This window comes from Pseudofrankia saprophytica (genome assembly GCF_000235425.2).
Taxonomy (GTDB): Bacteria; Actinomycetota; Actinomycetes; order Frankiales; family Frankiaceae; genus Pseudofrankia; species Pseudofrankia saprophytica.
Genome location: NZ_KI912266.1, coordinates 6502899 through 6521844, shown reverse-complemented (window position 1 = coordinate 6521844; position 18946 = coordinate 6502899). Strand labels below are relative to the sequence as shown.

Annotated in this window: 15 protein-coding genes; 8 read left to right on the top strand and 7 right to left on the bottom strand. The window is 73.6% G+C overall.

What is annotated here, in order from left to right; all coding sequences use genetic code 11:
- Positions 1 to 41: 41 nt before the first annotated feature.
- The 3 genes from FRCN3DRAFT_RS0227640 (at position 42) to FRCN3DRAFT_RS0227625 (ending at position 5427) form a co-directional block, all read left to right on the top strand.
- Entirely contained in the window at positions 42 to 1571 is a 1530-nt protein-coding gene (locus FRCN3DRAFT_RS0227640; RefSeq protein WP_007516091.1) for a class I SAM-dependent RNA methyltransferase, read from the top strand.
- Positions 1572 to 2013: 442 nt separating this feature from the next.
- Complete coding sequence (dxs, locus tag FRCN3DRAFT_RS0227635; protein WP_007516090.1) at positions 2014 to 4014, top strand: 1-deoxy-D-xylulose-5-phosphate synthase; 2001 nt, start codon at positions 2014 to 2016, stop codon at positions 4012 to 4014.
- A gap of 228 nt (positions 4015 to 4242) precedes the next feature.
- A complete protein-coding gene (locus FRCN3DRAFT_RS0227625; RefSeq protein WP_007516089.1) occupies positions 4243 to 5427 on the top strand; it encodes a lysylphosphatidylglycerol synthase transmembrane domain-containing protein in 1185 nt (394 codons plus the stop codon).
- A gap of 90 nt (positions 5428 to 5517) precedes the next feature.
- On the opposite strand, the gene FRCN3DRAFT_RS46630 is transcribed toward FRCN3DRAFT_RS0227625, so the two are convergent.
- Both FRCN3DRAFT_RS46630 and FRCN3DRAFT_RS0227615 read right to left on the bottom strand, forming a co-directional pair.
- Complete coding sequence (locus FRCN3DRAFT_RS46630) at positions 5518 to 7701, bottom strand: phosphatidylglycerol lysyltransferase domain-containing protein (RefSeq protein ID WP_007516088.1); 2184 nt, start codon at positions 7699 to 7701, stop codon at positions 5518 to 5520.
- 247 nt (positions 7702 to 7948) lie between these two features.
- The gene (locus tag FRCN3DRAFT_RS0227615) at positions 7949 to 8200 is read right to left on the bottom strand and encodes a DUF6158 family protein (RefSeq protein ID WP_007516087.1); all 252 of its coding nucleotides are present in this window, start codon (positions 8198 to 8200) and stop codon (positions 7949 to 7951) included.
- Between the two features lie 143 nt (positions 8201 to 8343).
- On the opposite strand from FRCN3DRAFT_RS0227615, the gene FRCN3DRAFT_RS46625 reads away from it, so the two are divergent.
- The 5 genes from FRCN3DRAFT_RS46625 to FRCN3DRAFT_RS56585 all read left to right on the top strand — a co-directional run bounded on the left by FRCN3DRAFT_RS46625 (position 8344) and on the right by FRCN3DRAFT_RS56585 (position 12047).
- On the top strand, positions 8344 to 8556 hold the full coding sequence (locus FRCN3DRAFT_RS46625) for a hypothetical protein (protein WP_007516086.1): 213 nt from the start codon (positions 8344 to 8346) through the stop codon (positions 8554 to 8556).
- 423 nt (positions 8557 to 8979) lie between these two features.
- On the top strand, positions 8980 to 9552 hold the full coding sequence (locus FRCN3DRAFT_RS0227605; protein WP_007516085.1) for a hemerythrin domain-containing protein: 573 nt from the start codon (positions 8980 to 8982) through the stop codon (positions 9550 to 9552).
- A 716-nt stretch (positions 9553 to 10268) separates the two neighbouring features.
- On the top strand, positions 10269 to 11552 hold the full coding sequence (locus tag FRCN3DRAFT_RS0227600) for an ABC transporter substrate-binding protein (RefSeq protein ID WP_007516084.1): 1284 nt from the start codon (positions 10269 to 10271) through the stop codon (positions 11550 to 11552).
- An 88-nt stretch (positions 11553 to 11640) separates the two neighbouring features.
- Positions 11641 to 11835, top strand: coding sequence for a hypothetical protein (locus FRCN3DRAFT_RS56590; RefSeq protein WP_232794171.1), 195 nt, complete (start codon positions 11641 to 11643; stop codon positions 11833 to 11835).
- The gene (locus FRCN3DRAFT_RS56585; RefSeq protein WP_007516082.1) at positions 11832 to 12047 is read left to right on the top strand and encodes an OmpA family protein; all 216 of its coding nucleotides are present in this window, start codon (positions 11832 to 11834) and stop codon (positions 12045 to 12047) included. The genes FRCN3DRAFT_RS56590 and FRCN3DRAFT_RS56585 overlap by 4 nt, the downstream gene beginning before the upstream one ends.
- 184 nt (positions 12048 to 12231) lie before the next feature.
- Here FRCN3DRAFT_RS56585 and FRCN3DRAFT_RS0227585 read toward each other — a convergent pair whose 3' ends face one another.
- From FRCN3DRAFT_RS0227585 to FRCN3DRAFT_RS0227565, 5 genes are all read right to left on the bottom strand, one after another.
- Positions 12232 to 14460, bottom strand: coding sequence for a 3-hydroxyacyl-CoA dehydrogenase NAD-binding domain-containing protein (locus FRCN3DRAFT_RS0227585; RefSeq protein WP_007516081.1), 2229 nt, complete (start codon positions 14458 to 14460; stop codon positions 12232 to 12234).
- A gap of 27 nt (positions 14461 to 14487) precedes the next feature.
- Positions 14488 to 15690, bottom strand: a complete 1203-nt coding sequence (locus FRCN3DRAFT_RS0227580; RefSeq protein ID WP_007516080.1) for a thiolase family protein — start codon at positions 15688 to 15690, stop codon at positions 14488 to 14490.
- A 228-nt stretch (positions 15691 to 15918) separates the two neighbouring features.
- Complete coding sequence (locus tag FRCN3DRAFT_RS0227575; protein ID WP_007516079.1) at positions 15919 to 16629, bottom strand: hypothetical protein; 711 nt, start codon at positions 16627 to 16629, stop codon at positions 15919 to 15921.
- A 134-nt stretch (positions 16630 to 16763) separates the two neighbouring features.
- A complete protein-coding gene (locus tag FRCN3DRAFT_RS0227570) occupies positions 16764 to 17609 on the bottom strand; it encodes a hypothetical protein (protein ID WP_007516078.1) in 846 nt (281 codons plus the stop codon).
- A 283-nt stretch (positions 17610 to 17892) separates the two neighbouring features.
- Positions 17893 to 18873, bottom strand: a complete 981-nt coding sequence (locus FRCN3DRAFT_RS0227565; RefSeq protein WP_007516077.1) for a S1C family serine protease — start codon at positions 18871 to 18873, stop codon at positions 17893 to 17895.
- Positions 18874 to 18946 lie beyond the last annotated feature (73 nt).

Below are 18946 nucleotides of genomic sequence, written 5' to 3'. Positions count from 1 at the left end.
GGCCGGCCGAGAGCCCCGGGCCGGCCGACCAGGGAGCGGCCATGCCCGGCCCGGCCGGTGCTGGCGGCGGCCACCGCGTGGGTGCGCGGTGGGCCGACGAGGACTACGAGGGCGACGCGACTGACGAGAACCACGAGGGCGGCGAGCTGGTCGACCTGGACGTGGGCCCGGTCGCCCACGGCGGGTCGTGCGTGGCGCGGGCGGGCGGCCGGGTGGTGTTCGTCCGGCACGCGCTGCCCGGTGAGCGGGTGCGCGCCCGCGTCACCGACCGCTCCCACGACCGGTACTGGCGCGCCGACGCCGTCGAGATCCTCGAACCCTCGCCCGACCGGGTGGAGGCGCCCTGCCCGCATGCTGGGCCCTTCAGGCCGGCGGCTCTGGAAGGAGCACCGCGGCCGGAGGCGTCGGGAGGAGCACGGGGCGAACGTGGCGACACTCGCCTCGGTCTGGGAGGCTGCGGCGGCTGCGACTGGCAGCACGCGTCCCTGGCCGCCCAGCGGCGGCTGAAGGCCGAGGTGATCGTCGAGGCGTTGCGCCGCCACGCGGGCCTGGCCGCGCACGTGGCCCACGGCGACGCCCACGGCGGCGAGCGGGACGTCGAGAAGGGCGTGCCCGGACTCGCCGTCACGGTCGAGCCGCTGCCGGCCCTGGAAGGCGAGGGAGACCCCACGGCGGCGCTGCCGGCAGGCGTTGGGCTCGGCTGGCGCTCCCGGATGCGTTTCGCCGTGACGGCGGACGGCGAGGTGGGGCTGCGGATGCACCGGTCGCACCAGGTCGTGGCCACGCCCGACTGCCGGATCGCGCATCCGCTGGTCATGGAGGCCGTCGCCGGGCGGCGCTTTCCGGGGGCGGAGGCGGTCGAGGTCGCGGCGAGCGTGAGTTCCGGGCGGGTGGCTGTTCGCCCCGCTGGTGGCACGGCCCGCGACGTCAGCCGAGCGGCTCACGGCGGCGGGCTGGTCGAGCGGGTGTTGGGCCGGGAGTTCCGGGTGGACGCGTCCGCCTTCTGGCAGGTCCACCCGGCGGCGGCGCGCACCCTCGTCGGCGCGGTGCTGGCCGCGCTGGAGCCGCGGCCGGGGGAGCGGGCGCTCGACCTGTACGCGGGCGCCGGCCTGTTCGCCGCGTTCCTCGCCGAGGCGGTCGGCCCGGCCGGTGAGGTGATCGCGCTGGAGTCCGACGCGGCGGCGATCACGTCGGCGGCCCGCAGCCTCGCCGACCTGCCGTGGGTCTCGGTCCGGCCGGTGCGGGTGACGGCGGCGACCGTGCGCCACTGCGTCGGCGGCGCCCGGCCCACCGGCGGCCCGGGTGGGGGCGGCGTCGACGTGGCGGTGCTGGACCCGCCGCGTACCGGCGCCGGTACGGACGTGCTGACGGCGCTGCTCGCGCTGCGGCCCAGGGCGGTCGCCTACGTGGCGTGCGACCCGGTCGCGCTCGGGCGTGACCTCGCCGTCGCGGCGTCGGCCGGCTACCAGGTCGACGGAATCCGTGCCTTCGACCTGTTCCCGATGACCGCGCATGTCGAGTGCGTCGCCCGCCTGGTCCCGGCACCCGATCGGAAACCCGCGGACCGTTGATCGGGAGCGGCGCGCCCGGCCTCGGGTGAGGGCGTCCCGGCGCCTGGCCGGGTCCCTGCCGGATCGCGAAGCCGGGGTTCCTGCCGGATCGCCGGACGGGGTCCCTGCCGGATCGGCGAAGCCGATCTGGGAGGTCGTGATCTGGGAGGTCTGCTGGGAGGTCTGGGGCAGGCGGAGACCGCCGCGTCGGGTGGTCGGATGACCGACATGGCGTGGTGACCGAACGGCGGTAGGTTCATGAGAGTACTGGTGCCGGGACGCGTTGTTGTTACAACAGAGTGTCGCCACGCTGGGGAGTGCATTCTAGCGCCAAAGCGCGCGAATTCACTCGCGGTCATGGTGATCTCACATGTCGGGTGCCGGTCCCTTGGCCGGCATCCGGCCAGGCTAGGCTTTCCCGGACCCCGGGACCGATCCCCAGTCGGGGGAGGGAGTGCACGCCGTGCCGCTGCTGCCGACGATCAACAGCCCACAGGACGTCAAACGCCTCAACCCCGAGGAGCTGCCCGTCCTGGCCGCGGAGATCCGTGATTTCCTGATCCACGCGGTCGCGCGCACTGGTGGCCACCTCGGTCCGAACCTGGGCGCAGTCGAACTCACGGTGGCAATTCATCGGGTATTCGACTCGCCCTTTGACCGGGTCCTCTGGGACACCGGTCATCAGGCCTATGTGCACAAGCTGCTCACTGGCCGCGCCGACGGTTTCGTGAACCTGCGCCAGCGTGGCGGGATGTCCGGCTACCCCAGCCAGGCCGAGTCCGACCACGACATCATCGAGAACTCGCACGCCTCCACCGCACTCTCCTACGCCGACGGTCTGTCGCGGGCCTATGCGCTGCGTGGCGAGGACCGCCACGTCGTCGCCGTCGTCGGCGACGGCGCGCTCACGGGCGGCATGTGCTGGGAGGCGATCAACAACATCGCCGCTGGCGACCGCAAGGTCGTCATCGTCGTCAACGACAACGGCCGCTCCTACGCGCCGACCATCGGCGGCCTCGCCGACCACCTGGCCGCGCTGCGCCTGGCGCCCGAGTACGAGCAGGTGCTCGACGTCGTCAAGCAGGTCCTCGGCCGCACCCCGCTGGTCGGCGCCCCGCTGTTCGACGCGCTGCACGGCATCAAGCGGGGCATCAAGGACGTCGTCCAGCCGCAGGGCATGTTCGAGGACCTCGGCCTGAAGTACGTCGGCCCGGTCGACGGCCACGACCACGCCGCCATGGAGCAGGCGCTGCGCCGCGCCAAGGACTACAACCGCCCGGTGATCGTGCACGCCGTCACCCGCAAGGGCTTCGGCTACCCGGCCGCCGAGCAGGACGAGGCCGACCAGTTCCACGCCGTCGGCATCATCGACCCGAAGACCGGCAAGCCGACCGGCGCGAAGAAGGGCCGGTCCTGGACGGGCGTCTTCTCCGACGAGATCGTCCAGATCGGCGCGGAGCGGCCGGATGTGGTCACCCTGACCGCCGCGATGCTGCAGCCCGTCGGCCTGCACGCGTTCTCCAAGGCGTTCCCCGACCGGGTCTTCGACGTCGGCATCGCCGAGCAGCACGCCACCACCTCGGCGGCGGGCCTCGCGATGGGCGGCCTCAAGCCGGTCGTCTGCATCTACGCGACCTTCCTCAACCGCGCGTTCGACCAGGTCCTCATGGACGTCGCGCTGCACCGCCAGGCCGTGACGTTCGTGCTCGACCGCGCGGGCGTGACCGGCGAGGACGGCCCGTCGCACAACGGCATGTGGGACATGTCGCTCATGCAGATCGTGCCGGACCTGGAGATCGCCGCGCCGCGCGACGAGCCGACGCTGCGCGCCCTGCTGCGCGAGGCGGTCGCCGAGACCGAGAAGCCGAACGTCATCCGCTTCCCGAAGGGCAACCTCTCGGCCGAGGTGCCGGCGATCGACACCGCCGGCACCGTGGACGTCCTGTTCCGCGAGCCGGCGGTGGCGCGGCACCGAGAGGTGCTGCTGGTCTCCGTCGGCGCGATGGCCACGACCTGCATGGAGGTCGCCCGCCGGGTGGCCAGCCAGGGCATCGGGATCACCGTCGTCGACCCGCGCTGGGTCAAGCCGGTGCCGGCCGAGATCGTCGAGCTCGCCCGCGAGCACGACCTGGTCGTCACCGTCGAGGACAACGGCCGGGTCGGCGGTGTCGGCTCGGCCATCGCGCAGGCCCTGCGGGACGCCGACGTCGACATCCCGCTGCGCGACTTCGGCATCGCCCAGCGCTTCCTCGACCAGGGCAAGCGCGACGAGGTGCTCGCGGAGGTCGGCCTCGCGCCGCAGGACCTGGCCCGCAAGGTCGTCGAGGCGGTCGCTCGTCGGCAGCCGGCACTCGCCGGCGAGCCGGGCACGTCGCCCGAGTCGGCCTCGTCCGCCGAGCCGGTGGTCCCGGAGCAGGTGAAGGCGGCCAAGGCCTCGCCGCGGCAGCGCCGCTCGGCCGAGTAGCTCGGCTACCCCGCACGGCACTTCCGACCGCCGGCCAGGCACCCGCCTGGCCGGCGGTTTCGGCTTTCGGTCCGGTCCGGGACCGACTTCGGTCCGGTCCGCGACCGGCCGGCCCGACCCGGTCCGCGCCAGGTATGCCGACCGGTGCGGACGGGGCAGCGCGGCGCGATACCGGTCCGCCCCTAGTCTGGACGGGTGCATGCTGACACCGCGCCGAACCAGCCGGCGATGACCGGGCGGCACCGCGCGGGTCGTACCCAGGCCGGCGGCCGGGCGGCGTCACGGCGGACGGCCGCGACGTCCGACTCGGCGGCGGTGTCCGCCTCGGCGTCGGATCCGGCCGGTCCGCGGGCCGCCACCGCCGCGTCCCCCGCTTCCGCCGCGTCCGCTCCGTCAGGCGAACAGGGGACGCCGGCGGCGCCGAGACGCAAGGGCGGGCCGCGCGCGTGGCTGGTGCGCGGGGCGTTGCTGGTGGCCGCCGGGCTGCTCGTGGCCACGCTGGTCAGCCGGTGGCACGAGGTCAGCGCGTCGCTGCGGGAGCTGAGCGTCGTCGGGGTGGTCGGCTCGGGGGTGGCGACGGTCGTCGCCGTCGGGCTGACGGTGCTGTCGTGGCGGGCGGTGCTCGCCGGGCTGGGCGCGCGGCTGCCGCTGCGGGCGGCGACGCGGATCTTCTTCGTCGGCCAGGTCGGCAAGTACATCCCGGGCAGCGTGTGGCCGGTGTTGGCTCAGATGGAGCTGTCGCGCGACTACGGGGTGGCCCGGCCGCGCTCGGCGGCGGCGAGCCTGATCGTGCTGGCGCTCGCGGTGCCGTGCGGCGGGCTCGTCGCGGCGGCGACCCTCCCGTTCGTCTCCCGGGACGCGCTCACGAGCTACTGGTGGGCGTTCGCCGCCGCCGCGGCCTTCGCGCTGCTGCTGTTGCCGCCGGTGCTGCGCCGGCTGCTGGCGTTGGCCTTCCGGCTGCTGCGCCGCCCCGCGATGACCGAGCCGGTTCCGGCGCGCGCGGTGCTGGCCGGCGCCGGCTGGCTGGTGGTGAGCTTCGGCTGCTACGGCGCGGCGACGTTCCTGCTCGCCCGAGACCTCGGCGCGAGCGTCGGCGGGCCGCGGCTGCTCGCGCTCGCCGTCGGCGGCTACGCACTGTCCTGGACCGCTGGCTTCCTCGTGCTGGTGCTTCCCGCCGGCCTCGGGGTACGCGAGGCGGTGCTGGTTCTGGCCCTGTCGCCGGCGCTCGCCCGGGATCCGGCGCTGGTGCTGGCGCTGGTATCCCGGCTGTTCGCCACTGTGGCCGACCTCGTCTGGGCCGGCGTCGGCGTGGCCCTGCGCCCGCGCGGCGCCACCCAGCCGGCCCCCGAAGGCTCCGACCCGTCATCGATGGCCGGCGCGCCGCCGCCCGGCGGCGTCCCCGCCCGCCGCTGACCTCCAGCCCCGTCCGGTTCCCGAACCGTGACTTTGGAGCGTGGCAGATGGTCGTGTCTATACGGTCGCTGATCCGCCACGTTCCGTCGTCTAGCTGGTGGGCCGAGGGCGGCGGGAGCGGCGCCAGGGCCTGGTGAGGTAGGCCTCGGCCTCCATCATCGCGACGGCGACCCTGGGCAGGTCACGGCTGGTGGGGAAGCAGATGTAGCGCGGCTGCCAGGCCGGCTGGAACCGGGCGTTGAACCGGTAGAGGCTCTCGATCTGGAACCAGCGGGACAGGAACACCAGCAGCCACCGCCCGCTCCTGGCCACGGGGCCCGCGCCGAGCCGGCCTCCGAGCTCCAGCGCCTGGCGGAAGGCGGCGAAGTTCAGCGAGATGCGGCGTACGCCCAGGTCGCGGGCGGCGCGGATCGTCGCGACGATGAGGTACTCGGTCAGCCCGTTGTCGGCCCGCGGGTCGCGCAGCATCACGTCGAGCGACAGCCCGTCGTGGCCCCAGGGCACGAAGTGCAGCAACCCGCGTACCGCGCCGGCTGGCACGGTGGCGTCCCCGCCGGCCGGCGCGTCTCGGCCGGCCTCGGGCCGGCTGACGGCGGTGACGACCACGCAGTCGGCGGCGCACGCGGTGACGACGGCGTCGTCGTCACCCGTGCCGACGCCGACCCGGCCGCCGGCACCGGCACCCGCACCCGCACCGGTGCCGGTGCCGGTGCCGGTGCCCTTACCCGCGGCCGCGGCGGGCTCGGCGAACCGCCCGAGTGCCATCGAGAATCCGCGCTCCGGTTCCGAGCCGCGCCAGGCGTGCGCCAGCCGGCGCAGTTCGGCCAGTTCCGCCGCGGGCAGGTCACGCACCCGCGTGGCCCGCGTCTCGTAGCCGGCGCGCTCGACCCGGGCGACCGCCTGGCGGACCCCGCGCATCGCCCGGCCGTCCAGGCTGAAGTCGTCGACCGAGAGCACGGCCTCGTCACCCAGCTCCAGCGCGGTCAGCCCGGCCCTCGTCCACGCCGTGCCGCCGGCGGCCGAGCAGCCGATCACCGCCGGGACCCAGGCGTGCCGGGCGGCGACCCGCAGGAACTCGGCGATCGCCCCCGGCCACGCCTCCCGGTCGCCGAGCGGGTCGCCGCTGGCGAGCATCACCGCGCCGACGACACGGTAGGCGATCGCGGCCTTCCCCGACGGCGACCAGATCACCGCCTTGTCCCGGCGCAGCGCGAACCAGCCGAGTGAGTCGTCGCCGCCGTGGCGGGCGAGCAGCTCCAGCAGCCGGGCCTCGTCGTCCGCGTCATGGCGCGGGTGCGGCCGCGGCGGCCGCAGTGCCATCCAGGTCGGCAGCGCCACCGTCAGCAGGCCCATCGCGGCGAGCGTCCGGGCGACCATCCGGTCGACCCGGCCCGAGGCGAAGCCGACCGGGCCGTGGACGCCGACCATGCCGCCGAGCACGTGCTCGACCTGCTCGGACAGCGCGTACTCGCCGATCGACCTCGACCAGCCCAGACGCAGCATCAACAGGCCGCTGCCCACCGACAGTCCGAACAGCGCGGCGAAGGCGCCGACGGCCCGCCAGCGGCTCGACGGGTCAGGCTCGGCGTGGAAGTCCCGATGGCGGTAGAGCAGCCAGCCGGTGACCGCGGCCGACCCGGCGGCGTCGTCGTAGTCGAGGCCCTTGAGCAGATGCAGGATCGTGCTCAGCGCGGCGAGCGCGAGCACGAGCTGCCAGGCGCGCTGCTTGCGGCGCGCGAGCCCGTGCGCGAGCACGACCAGCAGGACGCCGACGAGGACCGTCAGCGTCCGCGCGTGCTCCGGGATGCCCGTCGGCAGGATGGCCCGCAGCTCGGCCACCCGGCGATGGCCCGGCGGCGTGACCGCCGACAGGACGTCGATCAGCCCGAGCCCGTAGGCCAACAGGGCGGCTGCCCGCGGCGCGGCTCCTCGCCGCCAGCCAGTCGCCGCCGTACCTGCGGCTACCCCATCGCGATTGGTCGGGCTCTCGCCACGTTTGTGTTTCTGCCCCGCCCTGAGCTGCCCCGCCCTGAGTCGCCCCGCCCTGAGCTGCGCCGCTCTGCGCTGCCCGGCGCCCGCGGGCCCGCCGATCGTCCGCGAGTCCATCGTGTCGGTGGCTGTGTCGGTCGCGGCGGCGTTGCTGGCGGAGGGCGGGGCGTTCCCCGGCGCGGGGCCCGTCGACGACGGCCGGCAAGCGGCACGTGCCCGTCTCGACGTTCCCCGGTTGGTCATGGGCCCATTCTGGCCTGATCCGACGATGTCCCGGTCTCGCACCCGGTTCCGGCTCCGCCGCCACGATCACCGGCGATCCGCTCAGGTAGCTAGGCGCCCGCGGTGGACGGGGTAGCAGCGGCGGCCACGCTGGATGCGGTGGTGGTCCCGGCTGGGCTGTCCCGGTCTCGGCAGCGGCGGCCGCGGTGGCGGCCGGGGGCGCGGAGCCGTGGCTGCCTGAACGGCCTGGCCGTCACTGGCGTCGAACTCATGAGTTCCTTCCTTGCTGCCAGGCCGCCGCGCCGCCGCGTCAGCGTCCGGCCGCGAGCCGGCGCGCGCCCGCCCGCGTCCGGGCGGGGTCGGGAGCGGACTCGGCGGGGAACCGGGTGAGGTACTCGGCCTCCAGCTCGAGCATCCGCCGGGTGTGGGTCGCGAGTGCGTCCTCGCTGCCGCCGATCATCGTGTCGTGGCGGGTGGCGTGCAGCCGGTCAAGCTCACGGCGCAGGTCGTCGTCGCTGAGCCGGGCCGCGGGGACTCCGGTGGTGTGCTGAGTAGTGGTCATGGCGGCGAGGTACCCGGATCACCCCGTTCTATCCCAAGGGCCCGATGATCTCTCGTCCGACGGATAAATCATGTCGGGCGTCGTGTTACCCGCGGTTCCGTGGGAATCGGGAGGAAACCGAGCGAAACCGAACGGAGTGGGCGATGGGCGTGCTGGACAGCCTTCTGACCGGACTCGACGATCAGACCCGGACGCGGACCCTCGACATGATCGCGCAAAGCATCGCGGAGGACCGCGAGCGTGCGCCGGAGGTCTCGCACCGTCGCCGCGTCGACACCGGGACCCGCGCGCGCCGGTCCACCGGCCCTCGGGGCCGTCACCACCAGCGGGTGTCCGCGGGGGACGTTTCCTCCTGATCGACCTGATTGACCATCGGTTCGGCCGGGATGAGCCGGGCCGGAAGCCGTGGGCGGCCTGAGGGTGATGGCGCGGCCGATGACGGCCGCCCGCATTGGCCTGACGATTCCTGACTGCCTGACGATTCCCGGCTGGTTTTGGTCTCGCCGGGAGCATGACGGTCGCTCCGCCCACCTGGGCGCTGATCGTCTGATCGATTTTTTTTGTGGCCGACATAGATCATCATGTAGGCCTTCGTGCTGTTCGCCGGGCCGGCTGATGGTGAACGCCGGCTGACGTCGGCTGATGGTGGACCGGATCGGATGAATGGCTTCTCCGAATGGCTCCGCTGCTGCGTGATTGGGAGCGGAGAACGCGGGAAGGGCGAACGCTGCACCGGACCGAACGTCACCACAACAACGTCACCACAACGAGGAGGGATCATGGCGATGAGCGAGGCCGACGTAGAGCGTGCCCGCGCGGCGCGACTGTCTGAGGACGATGTGGTGGGAGTTCTGCTCGACCAGCACGCTCGCATTCGTGACCTGTTCGCCGAGGTGCGCACGGGGACGGGCGAGGACAAGCGGCAGGCGTTCGACGAGCTGCGCGCGCTGCTCGCGGTCCACGAGACCGCCGAGGAGATGGTCGTGCGGCCCGTGACGAAGAAGGTCGACAAGTCCGTCGCCGCTGCCCGCAACGAGGAGGAGGACAAGGCCGGCCGCGTGCTCCGGGAGCTGGGGAAGATGGACCTGGACAGCGCCGAGTTCGCGCGGAAGCTGACCGATCTGGAGCGCTCCGTGTCCGCCCACGCGGAGCACGAGGAGAGCGAGGAGTTCCCGCGCGTGCGGGCGGCCCGCGACGAGCATCAGCTTGAAGGCATGGGCCGCAAGCTGCACGCCGCGGAAAAGGTCGCCCCGACGCACCCGCACCCGTCGACCGCCGGTTCCCCCGCCGCCCAGTGGACGGTCGGACCGGTCGTATCGGCGGTCGACCGGGCGCGCGACGCCATGCGGTGACCTCCGGCTGACAGCGTCGTCGACGAGATGAGGCGCGGGGCTGGCCACAGATATCTGTGGCCAGCCCCGCGCCTTTGCCCGTCCCTGTGCCTGGGCCATGGCCCAACGTCACGCCGGCGCTGGTGCGGGCGTCGCCTTTGTCCCCGCCTCAGGTGTCGCTGGTCAGCGGCCCATCCGGACCACGTCGTGGCCGGCCGCCCGGGCCTGGCCGGCGTCGGGCGCGGTGAGGGTTCTGCGCCTGCTCTCCGAGGGGTAGGCCGGTCCCGCGGCTATCGGTCTTGCCTACCAGTAGAACGCGTGCTAAACATTTGTCCCAGCACGATTTGGCGGTTGCCCAAGACTGTGTCGCTCGGGAGCTGCCATGGTCGTGTCATCGAGGTGGCGAGGCCGCCTATCGATTCGACGCTGCCGCATGCCTGGCGATTCTTTCCGTTCCCCGCCGCGGCGGGGAACGGACAGGGCTGTGCGGGCCAGTCGTCCCTGGGGCCGGACGACCGAATCCGGAAAGCCCGCTCCCGTCAAAAAGAATATCTACGTCAGGAACGATACGTCCGCCGGACCTCGACTGGCGGGCTGGCTCGCCGCTTGGACCGCTGGTTCCTTTGCGCCTCGTCACCTCTCGAGCCTTCGGGCTCGCCACCGGCGCGACAGCGCTCCGCGTCGGCGGCAGGGACCACGAGAAACGCCTGGCACCACGACGGGAGACAGCGCGCACGATGAACCTGCCTCGATTACACGCGCGGACGGTCACGGTGGCCCTCGCCGTCGCGCTCGTGACCTCACCCGGCCTGCTCTCCGGCTGCGGGGCGCCGTCGGGCGCGTCCGGCGGCGCGGCCAGCCCCTGCCCGGCCCCGGGCCTGGGCCCGGGCCCGGGAGTGGCGCCGGGCGCGATCAAAATCGGGCTCGCCCTTTCTGACAGTGGCCCCGCCGCGGTCGTGGACGCCTTCAAGGGGGTGCGCGGCGCGGTCGACGCCCGGGTGGACCTACAGAACGCCCGCGGCGGCGTCGGCGGCCGCCGGATCGATCTCGTCTGGCAGGACGACCAGGCCTCCGCCGCGGGATTCTCGTCGGCGGTACGTCGTCTCGTCGATCGCGAGCGGGTCTTCGGCCTCATCGCGCTGACGGTCGCCTTCGGCGGCTCAGCTGCCTGGCTGCAGAAGAAGAACGTCCCGGTCACCGGGTTCGCCTCCAGTGCCGAATGGAGCGAGTATCCCAATGCCTTCCATTTCGGCAGCCTGTTCAACAAGGGCACCGTCTCGACGTTCGGTGACTACGTCAAGGCGGAGGGCGGCACCAAGGCGGTGGTCGTCGTCGACCCGAGCGCGGCGACCTCACCGACCCTCGTCACGGCGCTCTCGGCCAGCCTGCGAAGCCGCGGGGTCCAGGTCGTCGACCAGGTCGACTTCACCCACGAGATCAGCAGCGCGTCGAGTGTCGCCGATGAACTGAAGCAGTCCGGCGCCGACGCACTGGTCGGCTCCGCGCAGGCCGCCGACTTCATCGACATCTACGCCCGGGCCAAGGATCTCGGGGTGGGGATCAACGTCGCGCTGAATGCCGCCGGCTACAGCTCGTCCCTGCTCGAGACGTTCGGTCCCAAGATGGCGGGGATGACGACCATCTCGACCTTCGCCGCGCCGGGCTCCCCGGCGATGACCGCGTACGACAACGCGATGACCACCTACTCCCCGGAGATGACGGACCCGAGCGATGAGATCGCGATCGCGGCGTACGTCGCCGCCGACGAGATGATCCACGGCCTCGAGCTGGCCGGGCCCTGCCCGACCCGCGCCGAGTTCATCGAGAGGCTCCGGCGGGTGACGGACTTCACCGGCAGTGGCCTGATGCCCCCGGTCGACCTGTCCAAGCCCAGGGCGCCAGTCCTCTGCGAGAACTTCATCAAGGCCGACCCCACGGGCCGCGGCTTCACCGCGGTGCGGCCACCGGCGGAGTTCGACCATGACGGCTACTGGTGCGGCCAGCCGGTCCCGGGCGGGTAGCGCCCTCGGCCGAGGACGGGGACCTTCGGGCATATCGCTGTACGGAATGTTCGGGAACGTCTCGGTACCCATAACGCTGGTCGACCCGGTGAACCTGAAGGGCTATCTCGTCGTGACCGACAGCCAGGGGCAGGATCTCGGCCCCATGGCCGTCCAGTTCGGTATCAGGAACGACACCTCGGCGGCCGCCACGTACACGTTCGCCGCGCCGCCGGCCGGGGCGCGCGTGAGCGTTTTCGCCGACGCGCGGCCGCTTTTCACCGACGTGGTGGTGACCGGGTGAGGCGGCCCACGCCGGCGGCAGCCACGGTCCAGGCCGACGGTTATACCGACAGCGTGGGCGCGGTGGACGACAACCAAACCCTCTCCCAGCGTCGCGCGGAGGCCGTCGCGGCGCGGCTACGGGCGGCGGGGGCGGCGACCGGAGTCACGGTGGCGACGACGGGACACGGCGCGTCGGATCCGGTCGCCGAACACTCACCCGGACGGCTCTGACGATCCCGACGGCCGGGCGAAGAACCGGCGCGTCACGGTCACCTACCAGACGGGCTGACGGCGGCGGGGCCGGTGCGGACGCCGAGATCGGCGGCCCACCCGTGGCCCGCCACTCGCGGCCCTCGCCCGGACGACGGCGCAATCCGGTCGTCGCCGGCCGAGCGACCTGATCGACAGCGTGTCGTCAGCGGACGGTGGCGACGCCGGGCGGGGTGAAGCGGGCACCGGCGATCTTCTCGCTGACGCCGATGCGGTCGAGGTACGGGGTGATGCCGCCGAGGTGGAAGGGCCAGCCGGCGCCGAGGATCATGCACAGGTCGACGTCGGCGGCCTCGGCGACGACGCCCTCGTCGAGGAGCAGGCGGATCTCCTGGGCCAGGGCCGAGAGCGCCGAGGCGCGGACCTCGTCACCGCTCGGCGCGAGCGCGGAGCCCGCGCCCGCGCCGTCGCCGGCGACCGGGCCGCGGGCGAGCGCCGCGGCCTCCTCGTCGACGACCTGCGCGCCGTCCGGGCCGGTCGTGTAGATGTTGGTCTTGCCGGCGGCGACGACCCGGCCCAGGCCCGCGGGGGAGTGGAACCGGTCGGGGAACGCCTCGTGCAGCGTCTCGGCGACGTGCAGCGCCACCGGCGGGCCGACCAGCGCGAGCAGCGTCAGCGGCGACATCGGCAGGCCCAGCGGGTCGAGCGCCGCGTCCGCCTCGGCGACCGGGGTGCCGGCCTCGATCGCGCCGAGCACCTCGCCGAGGAAGCGGGTGAGCAGCCGGTTGACGACGAACGCCGGCGCGTCCTTGACGAGGACGGCGTTCTTGCCGAGCTTCTTGGCGACCGCGAGCGTCGTGGCGATCGCGGCGTCGTCCGTCCGGGCCGCCCGCACCACCTCGACGAGCGGCAGCACCGCGACCGGGTTGAAGAAGTGCAGGCCGGCGACCCGCTCGGGGTGCGCGAGGCCCGCGGCCATGTCGGTCACGGACAGCGCGGAGGTGTTCGTCAGCAGCAGGGCGTCGGGGCGGACCACCGCCTCCAGCTCGCCGAGCACCACCTGCTTGACCTTCAAATCCTCGAAGACGGCCTCGATGACGAGGTCGGCGTCGGCGAACGCGTCCTTGGTCAGCGAACCGGTGACCAGGGCCTTGAGCCGGTTGGCCTTGTCGTGGGAGACCCGGCCGCGCAGCAGCAGGTTGTCGACCTCGCGGTGGACGTAGCCGACGCCCTTGTCGAGGCGGGCCTGGTCGAGGTCGGTGAGCACGACCGGCACCTCGAGGCGCTGGGCGAACAGCAGCGCGAGCTGGCTGGCCATCAGCCCGGCGCCCACGACGCCGACCTTCGTCACCGGCCGGGCGAGCTTCGGGTCCGGCCCGCCGACCGGCTTGCGGGCGCGCTTCTGGGTCAGGTCGAAGGCGTAGAGGCTCGCGGCGAGTTCGTCGGAGACCGACAGGTCGGCGAGCGCCGTCGTCTCGGCGGCGTAGCCGGCGTCACGGTCGGCCGTCTCGGCCAGCGCCAGCAGGTCCAGCGCGCGGTAGGCGGCGGGCGCGGCGCCGTGCAGCTTCGCGTCTGCCAGCGCCCGGCCGCGGGCGAGCGCGTCCGCCCAGGCCTGGCCGCGCTCGACGGCCGGGCGGGCGGCGACCGGATCGACAATGTCGTCTGACAGCCGCCGGTCGCGCGAGGCTTCGCCATTGTCGCTCGACCTTTGGCTCAGGCCGCGCAGCACCCGGCCGACCCAGCCGAGCGCCTCCTCGAGGAAGTCGGCCGGCTCCAGCAGGACGTCGGCGAGGCCGAGCTTCGCCGCCTGCGGGCCCTTGAGGGTGCGGTTGGTGTTGAGCGGGTTCTCGATCGCGAGGGTGACGGCCTTGTCGGCGCCGACCAGGTTCGGTAGCAGCTGGGTGCCGCCCCAGCCGGGTACCAGACCGAGGAACACCTCCGGCAGCGCGAGCACCGGGATGCCGGCGGAGAACGCCCGGTAGTCGCAGTGCAGCGCCAGCTCCAGGCCACCGCCCATCGCCGCGCCGTTGACCAGCGCGAACGTCGGCACCTTCCGCCCGCGAAGCTTGCCCTCGCCGACGCGGCGCAGCGCCTGGTGCCCCAGCTCGCCGAGCTTCTCGATCGCCGGCCGGATCGCGTCCGGGTCGGTGAAGGACGACCGGAACGACAGGTCCGCGCCGACGCAGAAGATGAACGGCTTGCCGGTGACGGCGACCGCGGCGACCGGCGGCGTGTGCGCCTCGATCTCGTCGACGGCGGCCAACAGCTCGCGCAGCCCGGCGGGGCCGAACGTGTTCGGCCGGGTGTGGTCATGCCCGTTGTCCAGCGTGATCAGGGCGATCGGGCCGTCGACCCCGGGAAGCTGGGCGTAACGGACGTAGGCGTGCGTGACGACCTCGTCCGGAAAGTCCAGCGCTGCGCCAGTGCTGCTCATGCGGCGGTTCTCCTGTCCGGATCGGTCTCAGGCCGAGAAGTGGGGGTTTTCCCAGATCGTGGTGGCGCCCATGCCGAAGCCGACGCACATCGCGGTCAGGCCGTAGCGGACCTCGGTGTGCTCCTCGAACTCGCGGGCGAGCTGCGTCATCAGCCGCACGCCGGAGCTCGCCAGCGGGTGGCCGAGCGCGATCGCGCCGCCGTAGGGGTTGACCCGCGGGTCGTCGTCCGCGAGGCCGAAGTGGTCGAGGAACGCCAGCACCTGGACGGCGAACGCCTCGTTCAGCTCGAACAGGCCGATGTCGTCGATCGTCAGGCCGGTGCGGGCGAGCGCCTTCTCGGTCGACGGGATCGGGCCGACGCCCATCACCTCGGGCGCCACCCCGACGAACCCGAACCCGACGAGAGACATCTTCTTGGACAGGCCCAGCTCGTCGGCGACCTCGCTCGCGGCCAGGATGCAGCCCGTCGCGCCGTCGTTGATGCCGGCCGAGTTGCCTGCCGTCACCCTGCCGTGCGGCCGGAACGGGGTCTTCAGCTGCGCCAGGCCCTCGACGGTCGTGCCCGGCCGCGGCGGCTCGTCGGCCGTCACGTACTCCCAGCCGGTCTCGGCGTGCCGCGCGGCGACCGGGACGAGGTCCGGCTGGATCTTGCCGTCCGCGTAGGCCTTCGCGACCTTCTCCTGGGACGCGGCGGCGTAGGCGTCGGCGCGCGCCTTGGTGATGTCGGGGTAGCGGTCGTGCACGTTCTCGGCGGTCATGCCCATGACCAGCGCGGACGGGTCGACGAGCTTCTCGGAGACGAAGCGCGGGTTCGGGTCGACGCCCTCGCCCATCGGGTGGCGCCCCATGTGCTCGACGCCGCCGGCGATCGCCACGTCGTAGGCGCCGATACCGATCGCGGACGCCGTGGTGGTGACGGCCGTGACGGCGCCGGCGCACATCCGGTCGATCGCGTAGCCGGGCACCGACTCGGGCAGCCCGGACAGGATCCCGGCGACCCGGCCGATCGTCAGCCCCTGGTCGCCGATCTGGGTCGTCGCGGCGATCGCCACGTCGTCGACCCGCTCCGGCGGCAGGGACGGGTTGCGCCGCAACAGGTCCCGGATGACCCGGACCACCAGGTCGTCCGCGCGGGTCTCGGCGTAGACCCCCTTGGCCTTGCCGAACGGGGTGCGTACCCCGTCGACGAACACGACGTCGCGGACAGCACCACGGGATGCCTTGAACACGGAGGTCCTCCCCGGCGAGGAACGGCTCGGCTGGGCCGTGCCACCGGGCGTCGCCCAGCGGCACCCCGCCAGCCTACGACAGAGTTACCGATGAGTAGGTAACAACCGCCGCGAGTCTTCCATGCCCCTCTGGCCACCGTGCCAGGCGCGCCCCGTCTTGCCCGGCGCACGCTCCGCGTCGCTCCTGTCGAACCCGGTGTCGGCCCTGTCAGGCCCACGGCGGCCGGGTCACGTGGACAGCAGGCAGTCCTTGCCGCCTTCCTTGCCAATCTTGTAGTCGTACGCGGTGGTCTTGCCATTCCGGGTGATCCTGGCGGTGACGACCCGCGTGGTGGAGCCGTTGCGTGAGCTCACGCTGTACCCGGTGGTCTTGAACTTGGAGATCGGGCCCTCGGCCGTGTCCCGCTGCCGCATGACCGTGGTGAAGTCCGCGGCGGAGCCCTGGCCGCGCAGCGAGCCGCACAGCCGGTCGTAGGCCTGCTGGTAGCGGGCGCCCCGCACGTCGCCCAGGTAGCCGCTGACCACGGACTTCGGTCCCGAGCCCGCCTTGGCGAGCGTCGCGATGCCGGCCGCGCAGCCGCCGACGATGAGCACGGCCACGAGGACGACGGGCAGCACCCAGCGTCGCCGCTTCCTGGGCGCCGGCGCGCCCGCGCCCGGGTAACCGGGCAGGCCCGGCCCGGCCGGCGCGCCGTACCCCGCAGCGTCGCCGTAGCCGGGTGCCCCGTAGCCGGGCTGCCCCCCGTAGCCGGGCTGCCCCCCGTAGCCCGGTTGGCCGCCGTACCCGGGCTGCTGGCCGTAGCCCGGTTGGCCGCCGTACCCGGGCTGAGCGGGGTAGCCGGGCTGGCCGGGGCCGGCGGGCTGTCCCGGCCAGGCGGCGCCGGGCTGCGCGTCGTACTGCGTCGGGGTGGCGGGGTGTCCGTACTGGTTGGCGTTCACTGCGTCCTCGGTTCTGGTGGCTGAAAGATCGGAGAAGGCAAGATCGAAGGCGGCGCGCGAGCACCGCGCCGACGGGCGTCTCGCGGCCGGGCGGGCGGCTCGCGGAAGGTGCGGAAGGTGCAGAAAGGGCTGGGTCAGATGGTGCGCAGGCAGTAACGGCCGTCGTGACGGTCGACGCGATATACGCGGCTCGTGGCCGCGTGCTCGCGCCGGACGAGGACGGTGACGTCGCGCTCCGACTCCGTGGCCGGCGTGGGGGCGAGCGTCACGCCGGTGACGCTGACCGCGCGGATCGTCCCGCCGTCACGGGCGTTCTGAGCCAGTAGGTCGTTCTGGAAGTCGCCGGGGCCGTACGCGTGGCCGGCCGTCGCGTGCTCGTCGAGCGTCTGGCCGCACAGCCGCTGGTAGGCGGCCCACAGCTGACCGTGGCCGATCTGTGTCAGGTAGGCGCTGACGGTGTCGCCTGGCTGAGCCTCCCCCTGCGCCGCGAGCGCGCCGATCCCGACACCGCCCGCCGCGAGGACGGTCGCGATCCCGGCGGCCGGCAGGACGACGGCGAGCCGCCGCCGCGCCGGCCGGGTCGGCGCGACCCGGGCGGGCGCCGATGGCGCGGCAACTCTGCCGTCGGTCGCCGCGAGCGCGCCCGCACCCGCGTCGTCGGCGTCGTCGGCCGGCTCGCCGGGGAACCAGACGACGCCGTCGTCGAAGACACCAGGACCGGAGACCGGGACTCCCGCCGTGTCCGGGACTCCCGCCGCGTCCGGGACTCCCGTCGTGTCCGGAGCGCTCGCGGTGTCCGGGGCGCCCGCGGCGACCGCCGGCTCGATGGCCTCCGGGGCGATGGCCGCGGCGACGGTCCCGACCGTGGCCGGCTCGGCCGTCGAGACCTGAACGCATGCCGTCGGGTGGCCCCGGCGACGGCGCGTGCGCCTGGGGCGGGTCGACGGATCCGACACGGCGGCTTCGTTGACGCCACTCACGGGAGGTCCTTTCAGCTCGCCACGGCCGGCCACGGGACGGCGTCGTCCCAGGCGGCGGTCGACCCGGCGCGGGCAGGTGTTCGGGGCGCCGAGCTCACGAGAACCTCGGCGGCGGGAAGCAGACGGATCCGTTACGGACCCGCTGTCGTGGCCTTACCTGGCGGTTAGGCCACGCCGTCATTCTGAGGACGGGAATCGCCCCTCGAACCGCGTTCGTCGCCCCGGCGACTGTCGCCCGCACGGCACCCGCCACGTGATCCCGAAGCAGGCCCGCGTCGGCGACCTAGGCGTCGGTGAGCTCGCGGGGGACGGCGACGACGTCGACGAGGGCGCCGTTTCGCCACACGGTGACCTCCAGGCGGCGGCCGATGGCGTGTTCGACCATGAGCTTCTGGATGGCGGTGCTGGTGGCGATCTCCTGGCCGTCGACGGACAGGACGACGTCGCCACGACGCAGGCCCGCGCGTTCGGCGGGGCTGCCGTCGACCACCTGGGCGACCCGCAGGCCGGCGCGGCGCCCCACCTTGGCGGCCAGCGCCGGTGGCAGCGGGGCCTCGGCGCCGGCGATGCCGAGCCAGGCGCGGCGGACCCGGCCGTGGCGCATCAGGGTGGCGATCAGGCCGCGGGTGGTGTCGTTGATCGGGACGGCGAGGCCGAGGCCGATCCCCGCGACCGCCGTGTTGACGCCGACCATGCGGCCCCGGCTGTCGGCGAGCACCCCGCCGCTGTTGCCCGGGTTGAGGGCCGCGTCGGTCTGGATGACCTCGTCGACGACCCGGCCGGACTGGGTCGGCAGCGAGCGGCCGAGCGCGGAGACGATCCCGGCGGTGACGCTGCCGGCCAGGCCGAGGGGGTTGCCGAGCGCGACGACCAGCTGGCCGACCCGCAGCTGGCCGGCGTCGCCGAGGGTGACCGGAGACGGCACGTCGCCGCGCGCCCGGAGCACCGCGAGGTCCGACAGCGGATCACGGCCGATCACATCGGCGGTGACGTCGGAGCCGTCGGTGAAGATCGCCTCGGCGGTGTCCGCCCCCTCTACGACGTGCGCGCTGGTGAGCAGGAACCCGTCGGTGGTCAGGACGCTCGCGCTGCCGGCGCCCTGCCCGCGCCGGCCGCGGACCCGCAGGCTCGCGACGCTCGGCAGCACCGTGCTCGCCACGTGGACGACGGCCGCTGAGTAGGCGTCGAGCGGCTCCTGCTCGGCCGGCTCGTCGCCCTGGCCGGCGGGGTCGTCACGCTGGGCTGGCGGGACGTCATCACTCATGTCGCCAGCAACCGGCGGCGGCCACGGATCGTGCCCGGGTTCGCGCTCGGCGGACATCCCGGGCCAGACCGCC